The organism is Pseudomonas sp. NFR09, from assembly GCF_900111535.1.
Classification (GTDB): domain Bacteria; phylum Pseudomonadota; class Gammaproteobacteria; order Pseudomonadales; family Pseudomonadaceae; genus Aquipseudomonas; species Aquipseudomonas extremorientalis.
The window spans coordinates 197,909-215,744 of record NZ_FOIH01000004.1 but is presented as its reverse complement, the minus strand read 5'-3'; the positions used below and the strand labels follow the sequence as shown (position 1 = coordinate 215,744).

Here is a 17,836-nt window from a genome sequence, read left to right as displayed (position 1 = left end):
GCCCCCTCCCACATTGAAGCGAAGCGATTCTGTGTGAGGCTTACAGAATATAGCGCGACAAGTCTTCGTTTTGCGCCAATTCGCCCAAGTGGCTGTTGACGTAAGCCGTGTCGATCTTGATCACTTCGCCATTCTGCGCACCGGCCAGGTCGCCGGCACTGAAAGACACTTCCTCCAGCAGCCGCTCCAGCAAGGTGTGCAGGCGACGGGCACCGATGTTCTCGGTCTTCTCGTTGACCTGCCAGGCGATCTCCGCCAGGCGCTTGATGCCGTCTGGCTGGAACTCGATGCCCAAGCCTTCGGTTTTCAGCAGTTCACGGTACTGCTCGGTGAGCGAGGCGTGCGGCTCGCTGAGGATGCGTTCGAAGTCGCCCGGGGTCAGCGCCTTCAACTCCACGCGAATCGGCAGGCGGCCTTGCAGCTCCGGCACCAGGTCGCTTGGCTTGCTCAGGTGGAACGCACCGGAGGCGATAAACAGGATGTGGTCGGTCTTGACCATGCCCAGCTTGGTGTTCACGGTGCAACCTTCGATCAGCGGCAGCAGGTCGCGCTGTACGCCTTCACGGGACACATCGACGCCGCCGGAGTTACCGCGCTTGGCCACCTTGTCGATCTCGTCGATAAACACGATGCCATGCTGCTCGACCGCCTCCAGGGCCTTGGCCTTGAGTTCTTCCTCATTCACCAGGCGCCCGGCTTCTTCGTCGCGCACCAGTTTCAGCGCTTCCTTCACCTTGAGCTTGCGGCTTTTCTTCTTGCCCTTGCCCATGTTGGCGAACAGGTTCTGCAACTGGCTGGTCATCTCTTCCATGCCAGGCGGGGCAGAGATGTCGACGCCGGACACTTCGGCGACTTCGATCTCGATTTCCTTGTCGTCCAGCTGGCCTTCACGCAGGCGCTTGCGGAACAGCTGGCGGGTGTTGGAGTCCGAGGCCGGTGCGGCGTCTTCGTTGAAGCCCATGCGTGCCGGTGGCAGCAAGGCGTCGAGGATGCGTTCTTCGGCGGCGTCTTCGGCGCGATGGCTGACCTTGGTCATTTCCTGTTCGCGCAGCATTTTCAGGGCTGCGTCTGCCAGGTCACGAATGATCGACTCGACGTCACGGCCCACATAGCCTACTTCGGTGAACTTGGTGGCTTCTACCTTGATGAACGGCGCGTTGGCCAGTTTGGCCAGGCGACGTGCGATCTCGGTTTTGCCGACGCCGGTCGGGCCGATCATCAGGATGTTCTTTGGCGTTACTTCAACGCGCAGTTCTTCGGGCAGTTGCATCCGGCGCCAGCGGTTACGCAGCGCGATGGCTACGGCGCGCTTGGCATCGTCCTGGCCGATGATATGGCGGTTGAGTTCATGGACGATTTCGCGGGGAGTCATGGACATAATGTTTGGCGGCCTCAAGCGGGAATAAGCCTACGGCTTACTCGGCGAGGTCCTGCTCCTCAATGGTGAAGTTGTGGTTGGTGAACACGCAGATATCGCCGGCGATGCCCAGGGCAGTCTCGACGATTTCGCGGGCCGACAGGTCGGTTTTCTTCAACAGTGCGCTGGCTGCCGCCTGGGCGTAGCCACCGCCGGAACCCATGGCGATCAGGCCATGTTCGGGCTCAACCACATCGCCGTTGCCGGTGATGATCAGGGACGCGTCTTTGTTGGCGACGGCCAGCATGGCTTCCAGGCGGCTGAGGGAGCGGTCGGTGCGCCATTCTTTGGCGAGTTCGACTGCGGCGCGCACGAGGTGGCCCTGGTGTTTTTCCAATTGGCCTTCGAAACGTTCGAAAAGGGTGAAGGCGTCGGCGGTAGCGCCGGCAAAGCCCGCGAGAACCTGGCCGTGGTACAGGCGACGCACTTTCTTGGCGTTGCCTTTCATCACGGTATTGCCCAGGGAAACCTGGCCGTCGCCGCCCATGACGACTTTGCCGTGGCGACGTACTGAAACGATGGTGGTCAAGGGGAGAGTCTCCACGCAGCGGGGCGAAAATGCCCTGATGCAAACTCATATGGGGGTGGCGGAGGGGATTTCAACCATAGGGGGTTATGGCGGACGAGTGGTGCTCAAGGGTCTGACACACATTCCACAGCGCTGCAAAACCAAATGTGGGAGGGGACAGGCCCCGTCCCACATTTGATCCAGGTTGGCTGAAGGTCAGCGGCTCTGGCGTTGTTGTAACAACAGGTTGCTAAAACCCGCGCCGGCCAATTGCTTTTGCGCCACGGTCAGCTGTTCACGGTTGCTGAACGGTCCTACCAGTACGCGATACCAGGTCGCATCCTTCACAGTGCCGGACTCCACCGTCACCGACTGGCCCAGCAGAATGATTTGCGCCCGCACGCGGTCCGCATCCGCCTGTTTGGGGAACGAGCCCGCTTGCAGGAAGAACTTGGTCACTGGCGCAGCCTTGGTCTCGGCCACCGGCGGTGCTGGCGGCGGGGTGATCCCGGCCAATGCGGCCTGGGCGCGCGCTGTGTCGATTTTAGCGGCTTCCGCCGGGGTGACCGGGGTGGTCGGCACTTGCGGCGTCGGCAGGGTTTTCTCCGGCACGGCGTCCGGCGGCACGATCACTTCCGATTCGGGCAACAGCGTGTAGAAGTCGTACTTCGGCTTTACCGGAGCGGTCGGGCTCGGCGCAGTCTTGTTGGCTTCGGCCATTTTCGTGGCCTTCTGTTGCTCCTGCTTGACCCGTTTGACGTCATCGCCCTTGCCCGGATCCAGTTTCATCAGGAATACGATAAACGCGCCGACGGTGAGGCCGATCGCCATCCACAACCAGCCCGGGATCGGCTTCTTCGCCGGGGCCTGATAGCGGCTGGCGCCGCGCTTGGGTGCAGGTTTTTTCTTGGCAGCCAACTTACATACGCTCCAGTGTTTCCAGGCCCAACAGTTCCAGGCCTTGCTTGAGGGTCCGTCCAGCCAGGGCGGCGAGGCGCAGGCGGCTTTGCTTCTGGGCTTCGTCGTCGGCAGTCAGGATCGGGCAGTTCTCGTAGAAGCTGGAGAACAGGCCGGCGACTTCGTACAGGTAGGTGCACAGGATGTGCGGCGTGCCTTTTTCGCCGACGCTGTTCAGCACTTCGCCGAATTGCGCCAGCTTGGCGGCCAGTTCCTGCTCGTGCGGGGCGTCCAGCACGATGTGCCCTTCAACTTCGCTGAAGTCCTTGCCCAGCTTGCGGAACACGCCGGCCACGCGGGTGTAGGCGTAAAGCAGGTACGGTGCGGTGTTGCCTTCGAAGTTGAGCATCAGCTCGAAGTTGAAGCTGTAGTCGCTGGTGCGGTGCTTGGACAGGTCGGCGTATTTCACCGCACCAATGCCTACCACGCGGGCGATGTTGCGCAGGTCGGCCTCGGCCAGTTCCGGGTTCTTTTCCTTCACCAGGTTGTAGGCACGTTCCTGGGCTTCGGTCAGCAGGTCGATCAGCTTCACGGTGCCGCCGTCACGGGTCTTGAACGGGCGGCCATCGGCGCCGTTCATGGTGCCGAAGCCCATGTGTTCCATGTGCATCGGGTGGGTGACGAAGCCCGCGCGGCGTGCCACTTCGAACACCTGCTGGAAGTGCAGGGCCTGGCGCTGGTCGACGAAATACAGCGCACGGTCGGCCTTGAGCACCCCACTGCGGTAGCGCACGGCCGCCAGGTCGGTGGTGGCATACAGGTAGCCGCCATCGGCCTTGACGATGATCACCGGCAGCGGCTCGCCGTCGGCGGTCTTGAATTCTTCGAGGAACACGCATTGCGCGCCGTTGCTCTCCACCAGCAGGCCCTGGGCCTTGAGGTCGTTGACCACGTTGATCAGGTCGTCGTTGTAGGCGCTTTCGCCCATCACGTCGGCCATGGTCAGCTTGACGTTGAGCAGATCGTAGATTTCCTGGCAGTGCGACAGCGAGATCTCACGGAAACGGTTCCACAGCGCCAGGCATTCCTCGTCACCGGCTTGCAGTTTGACCACCAGGCCACGGGCGCGGTCGGCGAACTCTTCGGATTCGTCGAAGCGCTTCTTGGCGGCGCGGTAGAAGTTTTCCAGGTCCGACAGCTCGTTGCTGGTGATCGGGTTTTCTTGCAGGTAAGCCATCAGCATGCCGAACTGGGTGCCCCAGTCGCCCACGTGGTTCTGACGGATCACGCTGTCGCCGAGGAACTCCAGCACCCGCGCCACGCCATCGCCGATGATGGTGGAGCGCAGGTGGCCCACGTGCATCTCTTTGGCCAGGTTCGGTGCCGACAGGTCGATGACCACGCGCTGCAGCGGGCCGGCCTTGAGCACGCCGATCCTGGCGTCGGCCAGGGCTGCATCCAGGCGCGAAGCCAGGGCCTGGGTATTCTGGAAGAAGTTGATAAAACCGGGGCCGGCGATTTCGGCCTTGGTGACGCTTTCGTCGGCCGGCAGCGCGGCGATGATTTTTTCCGCCAGGTCGCGCGGTTTCATGCCGGCCGGCTTGGACAGCATCATCGCAATGTTGCTGGCGAAGTCACCGTGGGTCTTGTCGCGGGTGTTTTCCACCTGGATCGCCGGCGACAGGCCTTCAGGCAACACACCTTCGTTGACGAGTTGGGTGAGGGCTTGTTGGATCAGCTGGCGAATGGTGTCTTTCATGGTGTTCTCTTTCGACCGCAAGCGGCGGCGCGCGATGCGCAGGTGGAAAAACTGGGCATTATCCGTGGCGAGGGCGGGCTTGCCAACCTTCGCGGGACCTGTGGCCAGGGTTAATACAAATCTACCGGGTCTACGTCCAACGACCATCGCACTTGCCGGCCGCTGGGCATTTGCTCCAGGGCAAGCAACCAGCTACTTAATAGCCGATGCAGCGGTGCGCGGGAGGTTGCCTGCAAGAGTAGCTGAGCGCGATAGCGCCCGGCGCGGCGCTCCATGGGCGCAGGCACCGGGCCGAGCAGTTCGATGCCGCTCAGACCCAGTTCGCCAAGCAAACGTTCGGCCGCGCTGCACGCTTCATCCAGGAAACCCTCGGCCTGCCCCGGCTTGTGCGCTTCGGCGCGTAGCAGTGCCAGGTGGGAAAACGGCGGCAGGCCGGCGGCGCGACGTTCGCTCAGGGCCTGTTCGGCGAAGGCGAAGTAGCCTTGCTCGGTGAGCTGGATCAGCAGCGGATGGTCGGCCAGGTGCGTCTGGATAATCACCCGGCCTGGCTCCTCGGCACGCCCTGCGCGACCCGCAACCTGCACGATCAACTGCGCCATGCGCTCGCTGGCACGGAAATCCCCGGAGAACAGCCCACCGTCCGCATCCAGGATCGACACCAGGGTCACCCGTGGAAAGTGATGCCCCTTGGCAAGCATTTGCGTGCCGATGAGGATGCACGGCTGGCCTTTCTGGATGGTGGCGAACAGCTGGTTCATCGCGTCTTTGCGCGAGGTGCTGTCACGGTCGACCCGCAGCACCGGGTAATCCGGGAACAGGATGCCCAGGCGTTCCTCGGCGCGCTCGGTGCCTGCGCCGACCGGTCGCAGGTCGACTTTGCCGCACTGCGGGCAATGGCGCGGCACCCGCTCCACATGGCCGCAGTGGTGGCAGCGCAGTTCGCCGTGGCGCTGGTGCACCGTCATGCGCGCGTCGCAGCGCTCGCACTCGGACATCCAGCCGCAGTCATGGCACAGCAGCGTCGGCGCAAAGCCGCGCCTATTGAGGAACACCAGCACCTGCTGACCAGCGGCGAGGGTCTGGCCGATGGCTTGTTGCATTGGCCCGGAAATACCGCTGTCCAGCGGGCGGCTTTTGACGTCCAGGCGCAGGAAACGTGGTTGCTTGGCGCCGCCCGCCCGTTCGTTGAGGCGCAAGAGGCCGTAACGGCCGGTGTAGGCGTTGTGCAGGCTTTCCAGGGACGGCGTGGCCGAGCCCAGCACAATCGGGAAGTCTTCCTGGCGAGCGCGCACCAGCGCCAGGTCGCGGGCGTGGTAGCGCAGGCCTTCCTGCTGTTTATAGGAGCCGTCGTGTTCCTCGTCGATGATAATCAGCCCGGGGTTTTTCATCGGGGTGAACAGCGCCGAACGGGTGCCGATAATAATGTCGGCCTCGCCATCCCGCGCTGCCAGCCAGGACTCCAGGCGCTCGCGGTCGTTGACCGCCGAATGCACCAGCGCGATACGCGCGTTGAAACGCTGCTCGAAGCGCGCCAGGGTCTGCGGGCCGAGGTTGATCTCGGGGATCAGCACCAGCGCCTGTTTGCCGGCTTGCAGGGTTTCGCGGATCAACTGCAAATAGACTTCGGTCTTGCCGCTGCCCGTGACGCCGGCCAGCAGGAAAGCGTGGAAGCTGTCGAAGCCTGCGCGGATCGCTTCGTAGGCGGCGCGCTGCTCGGGGTTCAGCGGCAATTCCGGCTGGGCCAGCCAGTGTTCGTGGCGGGCGTCAGGGGCGTGCTTGCGGATTTCCACCTGTACCAGGCCTTTGGCAAGCAGCAGGTCGAGGCTGTCTTTGCTCAGCATCAGCTTGCTCAGCAGTTGATGAGCCACGCCATGGGGATGCTGCGCCAGCGTGGCCAGTGCTTCACGTTGGCGTGGGGCACGGGCGATGCGCGGGTCGTCGAGGCGCGCGCCGGGCACCATCGACCAGAAGCGCTCCTGACGCGCTTCGGCCAGTTCGCCCTGGCGCAGCAGCACCGGCAAGGCCCAGCTCAACGTATCGCCCAGGCTGTGCTGGTAATACTGAGCGGTCCACAGGCACAGCTTGAACAGCGCGGGTGGCAGTGGAGGGGTGGTGTCGAGGATGGCCAGCGCGGGCTTGAGTTTTTCGGCCGGCACTTCGCTGTGGTCGGTGACTTCAACCAGAATGCCGATCATCTCACGCCGCCCGAACGGCACACGCACACGCATGCCCGGTTGCAACTGCGCCCGCAGTACGCCGGCCGGCGCCCGGTAATCGAACAGGCGGCGCAGGGGCGAAGGCAGGGCGAGGCGCAGAATGGCGTCGGGCACGCGAGGAGTCTCATATAAAGGCAGGCGGTGGCGCAGGGGCGGGAGCCTAGCAGAGCCGGGAGGGCTTGGGTATGCCACGGTTTTCTGATGAAAGGAGGTTTTCAGCCAGATGTGCAGCTTGCGTGATTGAAAAGGTCTGGTAGAATCCGCGGCCTAATTACGTGCGGTATTCGACAATAGTGTCGAGTGGCGGCACGCTAGCCCGAGGAAGTGCCATGAAAGCCGATATCCATCCAGCGTACGAAACCATCGAAGTCACCTGCAGCTGCGGCAACAAGTTCGAAACCCGTTCGAACCTGTGCAAGCCACTGGGTACTGACGTATGCAACGAGTGCCACCCGTTCTACACCGGTAAGCAGAAAACTCTGGACACCGGCGGCCGTGTACAGCGCTTCGCAGATCGCTTTGGTGCTTTCGGCAAGAAGCCTGCTGCTACTCCAGCAGAGTAAGGCTCAAAAGCCTTATGGGCTTTTGCCAGCTGTTGAAAAAGGCGTCCCGTGTGGGCGCCTTTTTTGTGCCTGGGATTTGGCTTTCAGTCGCCCAGGCCGACGTGTTTTGCCCCGCGCCGTCCGCCTTGGCCCGGGTGGAGGTGCAACGCGTGGTGGATGGCGACACCGTGCGCCTCAAGGATGGCCGCAGTGTGCGGATGATCGGTCTCAATGCCCCGGAAACCGGCAAGCAAGGCCGCTCCGACGAGCCCTACGCCGTTGCGGCCCGCCAGCGTTTGCAGGTGTTGGTTGAGGCCAGTGGCGGCCGGGTTGGCTTGGTGCCGGGGCGCGAGAGCAAGGACCGCTACGGCCGTACCTTGGCCCACCTCTACAGCGCTGATGGAAAGAATCTTGAGGCGCAACTGCTGGCCGAAGGCCTGGGGTTTCAGGTGGGGGTCGCGCCCAATGTCGATCTTGTCGCTTGCCAGACAGCTGCGCAGGACAGCGCCCGTGACGCGCGTTTGGGCGTATGGCAGCAGTCACCCGTGCAAAGCGTGGCGCAACTCAAGCAGTCCGGCTTCGCCCTGGTCAGCGGCCGAGTGAGCAAGGTCGAACGCAATCGTGGTGGAATCTGGATCGAGTTGCAGGGTTCACTGGTATTACGCATTGCACCCGAACTCGCCCGCCGGTTCGACTCCGTATTGCTCAGTGGTCTGCAAGGCAGGGCAGTCGAGGCCCGTGGCTGGGTGCAGGATCGATCCAGATGGGGTGGCCGGAAAAACGGCCAGGCACGTTGGTTGCTGCCGCTGACCGACCCCAGCATGCTCAAATTGGCTGATTAATAAAAAATTGTAGACATTTTTTTATTCGATTGTGAACAGTTAACCCCTTGTATCCCGTGGCCTTAGACCAAAGTACGGCGCTTTGGGGCCTTGACACCTGTGACTACCCAGTCTTGTAGGGACTTTGCGACACGCGTATCCTCGGCGGTCCGTCGACCAACAGTAAAAGCGGAATGCCGATATGTCTGATTTGAAAACTGCCGCTCTCGAATATCATGCCCATCCTCGTCCAGGAAAGCTGAGTGTAGAGCTCACCAAGGCCACTGCCACCGCCCGCGACCTGTCGCTGGCCTACAGCCCTGGTGTTGCCGAGCCCGTACGTGAAATCGCCCGCGACCCCGAACTGGCGTACAAGTACACCGGCAAAGGCAACCTGGTTGCAGTGATTTCCGATGGCACCGCGATTCTCGGCCTGGGCAACCTCGGTCCACTGGCCTCCAAGCCAGTCATGGAAGGCAAGGGCGTGCTGTTCAAGCGCTTTGCCGGCATCGACGTTTTCGACATCGAAGTCGACTCCGAAAGCCCGCAGGCTTTCATCGACACGGTCAAGCGCATTTCCATCACCTTCGGTGGCATCAACCTGGAAGACATCAAGGCACCTGAGTGCTTCGAGATCGAAAAGGCCCTGATCGAACAGTGCGACATTCCGGTATTCCACGATGACCAGCACGGCACCGCGATCGTAACCGCGGCCGGCATGATCAACGCCCTGGAAATCGCCGGCAAGACCCTTGCTGACGCGCAGATCGTCTGCCTGGGCGCCGGCGCTGCGGCCATCTCCTGCATGAAGTTGCTGGTGAGCATGGGCGCCAAGCTGGAAAACATCTTCATGGTCGACAGCAAGGGCGTGGTCCAGTCCGAGCGTACCGACCTGAACCAGTACAAGGCGATGTTTGCCCACGCCACCGACAAGCGTACCCTGGCTGACGCCCTCGACGGTGCAGACGTGTTCGTCGGCCTGTCCGGCCCGAACCTGCTGAGCGCCGAAGGCCTCAAGTCCATGGCGGCCAACCCGATCGTGTTCGCCTGCTCCAACCCGGACCCGGAGATCTCGCCGGAACTGGCTCACGCCACCCGCAGCGACGTGATCATGGCCACCGGCCGTTCGGACTACCCGAACCAGGTCAACAACGTACTGGGCTTCCCGTTCATCTTCCGTGGCGCCCTGGATGTTCGCGCCAAGCGCATCAACGAAGAGATGAAAGTGGCTGCCGCCAATGCCCTGCGTGAACTGGCCAAGCTGCCGGTGCCTCAGGACGTGTGCGACGCCTACGGTGGCGCCAAGCTGGAATTCGGTCGTGAGTACATCATCCCGAAACCAATGGACAAGCGCCTGATCACCCTGATCTCCGATGCCGTGGCCAAGGCCGCCATCGAGACCGGCGTGGCCACCCTGCCGTATCCGAAGCACTACCCGCTGAAAAGCGTGGATGATGTGTTCAACGGCTAAGCCGTTGTAGCGCACCAACAGAAAGCCCCGGCTCTTGCGAGTCGGGGCTTTTTTGTGGCGATTCACTTGGGCCTTGTGGAGACCCAAGTGTGGGAGCGGGCTTGCCCGCGATAGCGATGGATCAATCAGCTCATGTGGCGCCTGACACACCGCAATCGCGAGCAAGCCCGCTCCCACATTGAATCTGTTTCAGGCCATAAATCTCACTAGAACAGATCGATCGGCGCCGCCTCATCCGCCGGCAGCGGGCTACCCGGTGCAACGCCATTGCCCAGCTCGTTGACCGACGGCGGCGTGTCTTCGCTCTTGAACAGTTCGAAGTACGCGTTCGGAGTGCTTGGCGAAGCTGCACGGCCACTGATCGGGTCGATGCGCAGGCTGAGGATGCCTTCCGGCTCCGGCTGGGTGTGCGGCGGCTTGTCCTTCAAGGCTGCGCCCATGTAGCTCATCCAGATCGGCAGCGCGACGGTGCCACCGAACTCGCGGCGACCCAGGCTTTCCGGCTGGTCATAGCCGGTCCACACGGTGGTCACGTAGTCGGCGTTGTAGCCGGAGAACCAGGCGTCCTTGGATTCGTTGGTGGTACCGGTCTTGCCGGCGATGTCCGGCCGGTTCAGCGCCAGGGCGCGGCGGCCGGTCCCCTTCTTGATCACATCTTCCAGGATGCTGTTGAGAATATAAGTGGTACGGCCGTCGACAATACGCTCGGCAACTGCCGGCGCCTGTGGCTCCGCCGGGGTACCGTTGGCGGCCTGCGTCGTGCCTGGGGTTGGCTCGATGGTGATGCCCCCATTGCTTGGCGCTGCCAGGCCATCCGTCGCTGCCACGCCGTTGACCACGTCACCGGGCACGCGTGGTGGGTTGGCGGTGAACAGGGTTTCGCCGTTGCGGCTTTCGATCTTGTCGATCAGGTACGGTGTGATCTTGTAGCCGCCGTTGGCAAAGGTGCTCCAGCCGGTGGCGATTTCCATCGGTGTGAGGGTCGCGGTGCCCAGGGCGAGGGACAGGTTGGGCGGCAGGTCTGACTTGGCGAAACCGAAGCGCGTCATGTAATCGATGGTCTTGCCCACGCCCATTGCCTGCAGCAAGCGGATCGACACCAGGTTACGCGACTTGTACAGCGCTTCGCGGATGCGGATCGGGCCCAGGAAGGTGTTGGTGTCGTTCTTCGGGCGCCAGACCTTGTCCAGGTACTCGTCGACAAACACGATGGGTGCATCGTTGACCAGGCTGGCGGCGGTGTAGCCGTTGTCCAGCGCGGCGCTGTAGATGAACGGCTTGAAGCTCGAGCCCGGTTGGCGTTTGGCCTGGGTCGCGCGGTTGTAGTTGCTCTGCTCGAACGCGAAGCCACCGACCAGGGCACGGATTGCACCGTTCTGCGGGTCCAGCGACACCAGTGCGCCCTGGGCCAGCGGCACCTGGCTGAACTTGAGGCTGTCGTCCTTCTGGCGTTGTACGCGGATCAAATCGCCCACCTGCGCCACGTCCGACGGTTGCTTGGGCATCGGGCCCATGCTGTTGGTGTTCAGGAACGGGCGCGCCCACTTCATGCTGTCCCATGCCACATGGGCTTCGCCGGTGCGGGTCAGGACCTGCACGCCATCTTTTTTCACCTGGGTGACGATGGCCGGCTCCAGGCCGCTGATCGCACGTTGTTTGCCCAACTCGGTGGTCCACGCGCTCAGGGTCTTGCCCGGCAGGCGTGATTCGGGGCCACGGTAGCCGTGACGCTGGTCATAGGTGATCAGGCCGGAATGCACCGAATTATTGGCGATATCCTGCAAGTCGCTCGGCACGGTGGTGGTCACGCGGAAACCTTCGGTATACGCCTCGCTGCCGTAGCGGCCGACCATCTCGGCGCGCGCCATTTCGGCGATGTAAGGGGCGTTCACTTCCGGCGTCGGCACGTGGTAGCTGGCATTCAACGGCTCGGCGATGGCGCTTTCGTAAGCGGCCTGGTCGATCTTGCCCAGCTTGTACATGCGCCCCAGGATCCAGTCGCGGCGCTCTTTGCTGCGCGCCGGGTTGGCCAGTGGGTTGAAGCGTGAAGGCGCCTTGGGCAGGCCGGCGATCATGGCCATCTGCGCCAGGCTGGCGTCACGGATGGACTTGCCATAGTAGACCTGCGAGGCCGCCTCGATCCCGTAGGCGCGGTTGCCCAGGTAGATCTTGTTCACGTACAGCTCAAGGATCTCATCCTTGGTCAACTGGCGTTCGATTTGCAGTGCCAGGAGGATCTCGGTGGCCTTGCGCGAAAAGCTGCGCTCGCTGGTCAGGAAGAAGTTCTTCGCCACCTGCATGGTGATGGTGCTGCCGCCGGATTGAATGTGTCCGCTTTTTACCAATTGCGTGGCCGCACGCACCAGGCTGCTGGGGTCGACGCCATAGTGGTTGGCAAAATTATCGTCCTCAGCCGAGAGCAGGGCGCTGATGAAATTGGGTGGAATATCGGCAAAACGGATCGGTGTGCGGCGCATTTCGCCGAACTCCGCGATCAGTTTTTCATCGCTGCTGTAGACCCGCAAAGGAATCTGCAACTGGATACTTCTGAGAGCCTCTACGGAGGGCAAACCCGGACTAAGGTAGAGGTAGGCCCCGCTGAGCACGAGCAGCAGCCCGCAAACGATGGCGACAATGGAGTACCCGAAAAACTTCAGCAGACGAATCAAGGCTTTTGGATTTCCAGAGAAAAGAATGGGTTAGGCGTCGGGGCTTGCATGGCAATCGATGGATCGACCCGAGCTGCAGATAAAAAGCGGCAAAAAACGCTGGGCATTAAAGCATTTTTCGACTTGGGGCGTCATTCGCACCTGCTCAACAAGTCGACCGAATGCATGGCGCCCGGCGGCAATCAGGCGGTATGACAGGCAAAGCTTTAGGGAGTTTTATGGGAAAAGGATTTTTCACGGGAAAACTCGATACCCTGCTGGGCGTCGACATCAATGACACGGCAATCCGGCTGGTGGAGCTGGGCCGTTCAATCACGGGTTACCACATTCGGGCCTATGTCACCCAGGCATTGCCGGTACGCTCGGTGGTCGACGGCACATTTCTGGATCTCGAAGGCGTGGGACGCACCTTGCGCAGTGCGTTGTCGCGAATGGCAACGTCGGTCCGTGGTGCTGCCGCTGCGGTATCCGGGCCCTCGGTGATCACGCGCATAATCGAGATGGAGGCTGGGCTCACCGACGATGAGATGGCCTGGATGATCCAGATGGAGGCAGACCAGTACATTCCTTATCCATTGGATGACGTGGCCATCGACTTTCAAGTGCGCGGGCCGACCGCCCTGGACCCAGGTCGTGTCGAGGTGCTGCTGGCGGCGTGCCTGAAGGAACACGTCGAGGCACGGGAGGCGGTTCTGGCGCTGGCCGGGCTGGTGCCGAGGGTGGTCGATGTCGAAGCGTTTGCATTGGCGCGCGCATGCAGTCAGGATTTCGCCAGCTTCACGCCGGGCCATCGAGTCGATGGTGCACAATGGGCCGTGGACGCCCACGGGATGGGAATTGCTTGCGGGTTGGCCCTGAGGAGTTTCGCTTGAAGACACGAATCAACCTTTTGCCTTGGCGCCAGGCGCTGGCGGAGCGGCGACGCAAGTACCTGCTGGCGTGCCTGCTGGCGTTCGCCTGCGCGGCGCTCGCAGCCGTGTGGCTGGCGGACCAGGTGATCGACCAGGCCATTGACCGGCAAGTGACCCGTAATGACCATCTGGGCAAGCAAATCACCGGCCTGGATTCGCGCATCAAGACCATCGACGACCTGCAGGAGCAAAGCCAGCAGTTGGCGCAGCGCATGAAGGTTGTGCAGGACCTGCACGACTCCCGCTCGTCCGGTGCGCAATTGTTGGATCAGTTGGCGCGCGCAGTACCCGACGGTGTCCATCTGCATGAAGTGGTGGCGAAGGGCGATACGGTGAGTATCAGCGGCAGTGCCGAGTCGAGCCAGGATATCGCCCAACTGATGCGTCGCCTGGAGGCCGCGCAAGGCGCCCACTCTACGCGGTTGCAACAGGTGCGAACCGAGGGCGCGCGTGGCAACAATGAATTCCAGCTGATGGTGCGACAGGGCGAGCCTTCCGAGGCACAACCTTGAGCCCGTTGAGGCTCAATCTTTCTGCACTCACTCACAACGCTGCAAAATGGCCCCTGCCTGGCAAGGCCCTGTTGGGCTGTGCGCTGGCGAGCCTGATATTTGTGGTGGGTGACCTTGTGTACCTGAGCCCGTCGCGTCAGCGGCTAAGCCAGGTCGAGGTGCGGGAAGTGGCCCTGCAACAGCAAGTCGCTCAAAAGACGGCCATGGCTGCCCCCCTTGAGGCGCGCACGCAGCAGCTCCAAGTGATGCAGGTGAAAGCCGATGAGCTTTTCCGGGCGTTGCCGGGCGAATCCGAAATGCCCGGCTTGCTGGAAGACATCGCGCACTTGGCATTGGCCAATGGTCTGGTGGTCGAGAGCGTCACGCCATTGGACGAACAGTCTCAGCAGTACTATCACGAGCAGCCGGTACAGGTCGGCGTGACAGGGGCTTACCACGACCTGGCGACGTTCCTGAGTAGCTTGGGTGGTCTGGCGCGAATCGCGACGGTGCATGATGTGGTCCTGCGGCGGGATGGCAAGCTGCTGCGCCTTGATCTGCTGGTCAAGAGCTACTGGCAGCCGGGCGGCGGGGGAGGCGGTCAGGCCCGCCAAGGGCAGCCCTTTGTCTACGAGGCTTCTGGGCTGCGCGACCCTTTTCAGCGGCTTGCCGTTCAGGTCGATCATCTACCTGGGCGGCCAGCCCGTGCGCCAGATCTCGCCCGGCCACGTGCAGCCCTGGAAAGCCTTGCGCTGGACCAGTTCGAAATGGTCGGCACGCTGTCTCGCGGGTCGCAGGTTTTCGCCTTGCTGCGTGCGGCCTCCACGGTGCATCGCCTGGCGGTCGGTGACTATCTGGGGCCGGACCATGGCCGGGTCACGGCCATCCATGAGCGTCACATAGAGCTGGTCGAGCTGTTTCCCGATGGTCAGGGTGCATGGCTGGAGCGCCCGCGAACCCTGGTGTTGAACGTCAACTCATAACGGAATCGAATCAATGAAAAGGATTTTCTTGTCCTTCGGTGTGGCGCTATGGATAGCGTTCACGGCGCCGATGGCTGTTGCTGTGCCCAATCGTGTAGACCTGATCCAGTTGCCACCGCCTGGCAGCGCCACGTCGAGCGCTTACACCGGCGACAAGCTGAACCTCAACTTCCAGAGCATCGAGTTGCGCACCGCGCTGCAGCAGATTGCCGATGTGGCGGGCCTCAATCTGGTTGCCAGCGACGATGTGCAGGGCTCGATCACCCTGCGTCTAAAGGATGTACCTTGGGATCAGGCGTTGGACCTGGTGCTGCAAGCCAAGGGCCTGGATAAGCGGGTAAAGGCCGGTGTGTTGCTGGTCGCGCCCGCCGAGGAGTTGGCCGCGCGTGAGCTGCTGACGCTGGAGTCGCGCAAGCAAATGGCCGAACTGGCGCCGTTGCGTCGGGAGCTGTTGCAGGTCAATTACGCCAAGGCGGCGGACCTGGCCAAGTTGTTTCAGTCATTCACGGGCCTTGAGGGCGTCACCGATGAGCGTGGCTCGGTGGCGGTGGATGATCGCACCAACAACATCATCGCCTATCAGACTGGCGAGCGGCTGGAGGAACTGCGCAGGATCGTGGCGCAGCTGGATGTGCCGGTGCGCCAGGTCATGATCGAGGCGCGGATTGTCGAGGCGAATGTCGATTATGACAAAAGCCTGGGCGCGCGCTGGGGTGGGCGGCTCGCTCGCGGCAACTGGAGCGCGGGTGGCATTCCCAAACCTCTGCCTGAAGGCGCGGAGCCGCCGGAAAACCCACCCAGTTCACCTTTCGTGGACTTGGGAACACTCAACGGCACCTCGGGCTTGGGCATCGCCTTTATCACCGACAACCTGCTGCTGGACCTGGAGCTCACCGCCATGGAGAAAACCGGTAACGGCGAAATCGTCTCGCAACCCAAGGTGGTCACGTCCGACAAGGAAACCGCACGCATCCTCAAGGGCACCGAGATTCCCTATCAGGAATCCAGCTCCAGCGGCGCGACCTCGGTGTCGTTCAAGGAAGCCTCGCTGTCGCTGGAGGTCACCCCGCAAATCACTCCTGACGACCGCGTGATCATGGAGGTGAAAGTCACCAAGGATGAGCCCGACTATCTCAATAAACTCAACGACGTGCCGCCGATCAAGAAAAACGAGGTCAATGCCAAGGTGCTGGTCAAGGATGGCGAGACAATCGTCATCGGCGGGGTTTTCTCCAATACCCAAAGCAAAGTGGTAGATAAAGTGCCATTTTTGGGCGATGTGCCGTATCTTGGCCGCCTTTTCCGGCGCGATGTGCTGGCGGAGAAAAAATCCGAGCTGCTGGTATTCCTGACTCCGCGTATTATGAATAACCAGGCGATTGCTGTGAGTCGTTGATTCTGTGCGAAATTTGATTCTTGTAGGACCGATGGGCGCTGGAAAAAGCACCATCGGCCGTTTGCTGGCCAAAGAGCTGCGCCTGCCGTTCAAAGATTCCGACAAGGAAATTGAATTGCGCACGGGTGCCAATATCCCATGGATCTTCGATAAGGAAGGCGAACTGGGCTTTCGTGACCGCGAGCAGGCGATGATTGCCGAGCTGTGCGGCTGCGATGGCGTGGTATTGGCGACGGGTGGGGGCGCGGTGATGCGTGACGAGAACCGCCGCGCGCTGCATGCCGGTGGCAGGGTGGTCTACCTGCATGCGTCGGTCGAGCAGCAAGTGGGCCGTACCGCCCGTGATCGCAATCGCCCGTTGCTGCGCACGGCCAACCCGGAGAAAACCCTGCGGGATTTGCTGGCGCTGCGCGATCCGCTGTATCGGGAAATTGCCGATCTGGTGGTAGAAACCGATGAGCGGCCACCCCGGATGGTGGTCCTCGACATTCTTGAGCGCCTGCAACGGCTGCCACCCCGTTAAAGCCAGGCCCGAAATGCGCTATTCTCGGCGGCGCGCCAACACCTCCCAAGGTGTGGCGTAGAGCCATCAGGCAGCGTCAGCGTTTGACGTTACCGGTCGTCAATACATCTTCAACGCGGGGACACATGCAGACACTTAAGGTCGATCTAGGCGAGCGCAGCTACCCGATCCATATTGGCGAAGGTCTGTTGGACCAGCCCGAGTTGCTCGCACCGCATATTGCCGGGCGGCAAGTGGCGATCATCTCCAATGAAACGGTCGCGCCGCTGTATCTTGAGCGTCTGAGCCGCAGCCTCGCAGCGTACTCCGTTATTTCTGTGATCCTGCCCGACGGCGAGGCCCATAAGAACTGGGAAACCCTGCAACTGATCTTTGATGGCCTGCTGACTGCACGTCATGACCGCCGCACCACCGTGATCGCCCTGGGCGGCGGTGTCATCGGCGACATGGCCGGCTTTGCAGCGGCCTGCTACCAGCGTGGCGTGGACTTTATCCAGGTGCCGACCACCCTGTTGTCCCAGGTGGATTCGTCGGTGGGCGGCAAGACCGGCATCAACCATCCGCTGGGCAAGAACATGGTCGGCGCGTTCTACCAGCCCCAAGCCGTGCTGATCGATACCGCGACTCTCAACACCTTGCCGCCGCGTGAGCTGTCGGCGGGTCTGGCGGAAGTCATCAAGTACGGGCTGATCTGCGACGAACCGTTCCTGACCTGGCTGGAAGAGCACGTCGACGCCTTGCGCAATCTCGACCAGGCGGCCCTCACCGAAGCCATTTCCCGCTCCTGTGCCGCCAAGGCACTCGTGGTGAATGCCGACGAACGGGAGTCCGGCGTACGGGCCACCTTGAACCTGGGTCACACCTTCGGCCATGCGATCGAAACCCACATGGGCTATGGTGTGTGGTTGCATGGAGAGGCCGTGGCGGCTGGCACAGTGATGGCACTGGAGATGTCGCAGCGCCTGGGCTGGATCAGTGCCCAGGAGCGTGACCGTGGCATCCGCCTGTTCCAGCGCGCCGGTTTGCCGGTGATTCCGCCTGAAGAGATGACCGAGGCAGATTTCCTCGAACATATGGCAATAGACAAGAAAGTGATCGACGGTCGACTGCGACTGGTGCTGCTGCGCCACATGGGCGAAGCGGTGGTGACCGACGATTATCCGAAAGAGATTTTACAGGCCACGCTGGGAGCGAATTACCGCGCCCTGGCCCAGCTTAAAGGTTAATAAGAT

Annotated in this window: 15 protein-coding genes and 1 pseudogene; 10 read left to right on the top strand and 6 right to left on the bottom strand. The window is 62.0% G+C overall.

Annotated elements, in window-relative coordinates; genetic code table 11:
• Positions 1 to 40: 40 nt before the first annotated feature.
• From hslU to BMX59_RS11315, 5 genes are all read right to left on the bottom strand, one after another.
• Positions 41 to 1,378 (bottom strand): ATP-dependent protease ATPase subunit HslU, encoded by a 1,338-nt coding sequence (gene hslU / locus BMX59_RS11335; protein WP_093121373.1) that lies wholly within the window; start codon positions 1,376 to 1,378, stop codon positions 41 to 43.
• A 37-nt stretch (positions 1,379 to 1,415) separates the two neighbouring features.
• The gene (gene hslV / locus BMX59_RS11330; protein ID WP_010563201.1) at positions 1,416 to 1,946 is read right to left on the bottom strand and encodes an ATP-dependent protease subunit HslV; all 531 of its coding nucleotides are present in this window, start codon (positions 1,944 to 1,946) and stop codon (positions 1,416 to 1,418) included.
• A gap of 195 nt (positions 1,947 to 2,141) precedes the next feature.
• Entirely contained in the window at positions 2,142 to 2,843 is a 702-nt protein-coding gene (locus tag BMX59_RS11325) for an SPOR domain-containing protein (protein WP_025858692.1), read from the bottom strand.
• 1 nt (position 2,844) lies between these two features.
• Positions 2,845 to 4,581: an arginine--tRNA ligase gene (argS, locus tag BMX59_RS11320; RefSeq protein WP_092246395.1), complete on the bottom strand. Its 1,737-nt coding sequence runs from the start codon at positions 4,579 to 4,581 to the stop codon at positions 2,845 to 2,847.
• 110 nt (positions 4,582 to 4,691) lie between these two features.
• On the bottom strand, positions 4,692 to 6,911 hold the full coding sequence (locus BMX59_RS11315) for a primosomal protein N' (protein ID WP_093121370.1): 2,220 nt from the start codon (positions 6,909 to 6,911) through the stop codon (positions 4,692 to 4,694).
• A gap of 215 nt (positions 6,912 to 7,126) precedes the next feature.
• Between BMX59_RS11315 and rpmE the strand changes: the two genes are divergently transcribed.
• The 3 genes from rpmE (at position 7,127) to BMX59_RS11300 (ending at position 9,631) form a co-directional block, all read left to right on the top strand.
• Positions 7,127 to 7,360, top strand: a complete 234-nt coding sequence (rpmE, locus tag BMX59_RS11310; RefSeq protein ID WP_005784030.1) for a 50S ribosomal protein L31 — start codon at positions 7,127 to 7,129, stop codon at positions 7,358 to 7,360.
• Between the two features lie 14 nt (positions 7,361 to 7,374).
• Positions 7,375 to 8,181, top strand: a complete 807-nt coding sequence (locus BMX59_RS11305) for a thermonuclease family protein (protein WP_093121368.1) — start codon at positions 7,375 to 7,377, stop codon at positions 8,179 to 8,181.
• A gap of 181 nt (positions 8,182 to 8,362) precedes the next feature.
• Complete coding sequence (locus BMX59_RS11300; RefSeq protein WP_071492370.1) at positions 8,363 to 9,631, top strand: malic enzyme-like NAD(P)-binding protein; 1,269 nt, start codon at positions 8,363 to 8,365, stop codon at positions 9,629 to 9,631.
• A 206-nt stretch (positions 9,632 to 9,837) separates the two neighbouring features.
• Here the strand turns inward: BMX59_RS11300 and BMX59_RS11295 are convergent, their stop codons facing one another.
• Positions 9,838 to 12,297: a penicillin-binding protein 1A gene (locus BMX59_RS11295; RefSeq protein WP_371914370.1), complete on the bottom strand. Its 2,460-nt coding sequence runs from the start codon at positions 12,295 to 12,297 to the stop codon at positions 9,838 to 9,840.
• A gap of 51 nt (positions 12,298 to 12,348) precedes the next feature.
• Here BMX59_RS11295 and BMX59_RS30450 point away from each other — a divergent pair, with 51 nt between their 5' ends.
• The 7 genes and pseudogenes from BMX59_RS30450 to aroB all read left to right on the top strand — a co-directional run bounded on the left by BMX59_RS30450 (position 12,349) and on the right by aroB (position 17,830).
• Positions 12,349 to 12,495 (top strand): hypothetical protein, encoded by a 147-nt coding sequence (locus BMX59_RS30450; protein WP_156682174.1) that lies wholly within the window; start codon positions 12,349 to 12,351, stop codon positions 12,493 to 12,495.
• Between the two features lie 23 nt (positions 12,496 to 12,518).
• Positions 12,519 to 13,172: a type IV pilus assembly protein PilM gene (gene pilM, locus BMX59_RS11290; protein ID WP_093121363.1), complete on the top strand. Its 654-nt coding sequence runs from the start codon at positions 12,519 to 12,521 to the stop codon at positions 13,170 to 13,172.
• Positions 13,169 to 13,723 carry a PilN domain-containing protein gene (locus BMX59_RS11285; protein WP_092246413.1) on the top strand — a complete coding sequence of 185 codons (555 nt, stop codon included), beginning with the start codon at positions 13,169 to 13,171 and terminating at the stop codon, positions 13,721 to 13,723. The genes pilM and BMX59_RS11285 overlap by 4 nt, the downstream gene beginning before the upstream one ends.
• Positions 13,720 to 14,685: a pilus assembly protein PilP gene (locus tag BMX59_RS11280; RefSeq protein WP_092246416.1), complete on the top strand. Its 966-nt coding sequence runs from the start codon at positions 13,720 to 13,722 to the stop codon at positions 14,683 to 14,685. Before BMX59_RS11285 ends, BMX59_RS11280 begins: the two co-directional genes overlap by 4 nt.
• A 139-nt stretch (positions 14,686 to 14,824) precedes the next feature.
• Positions 14,825 to 16,081, top strand: a pseudogene (locus BMX59_RS11275) (type IV pilus secretin PilQ); the annotation flags it as partial.
• A gap of 4 nt (positions 16,082 to 16,085) precedes the next feature.
• Entirely contained in the window at positions 16,086 to 16,604 is a 519-nt protein-coding gene (gene aroK / locus BMX59_RS11270) for a shikimate kinase AroK (protein WP_003171222.1), read from the top strand.
• 125 nt (positions 16,605 to 16,729) lie between these two features.
• Entirely contained in the window at positions 16,730 to 17,830 is a 1,101-nt protein-coding gene (gene aroB / locus BMX59_RS11265; RefSeq protein WP_093121358.1) for a 3-dehydroquinate synthase, read from the top strand.
• The last annotated feature ends 6 nt before the right edge of the window (positions 17,831 to 17,836 follow it).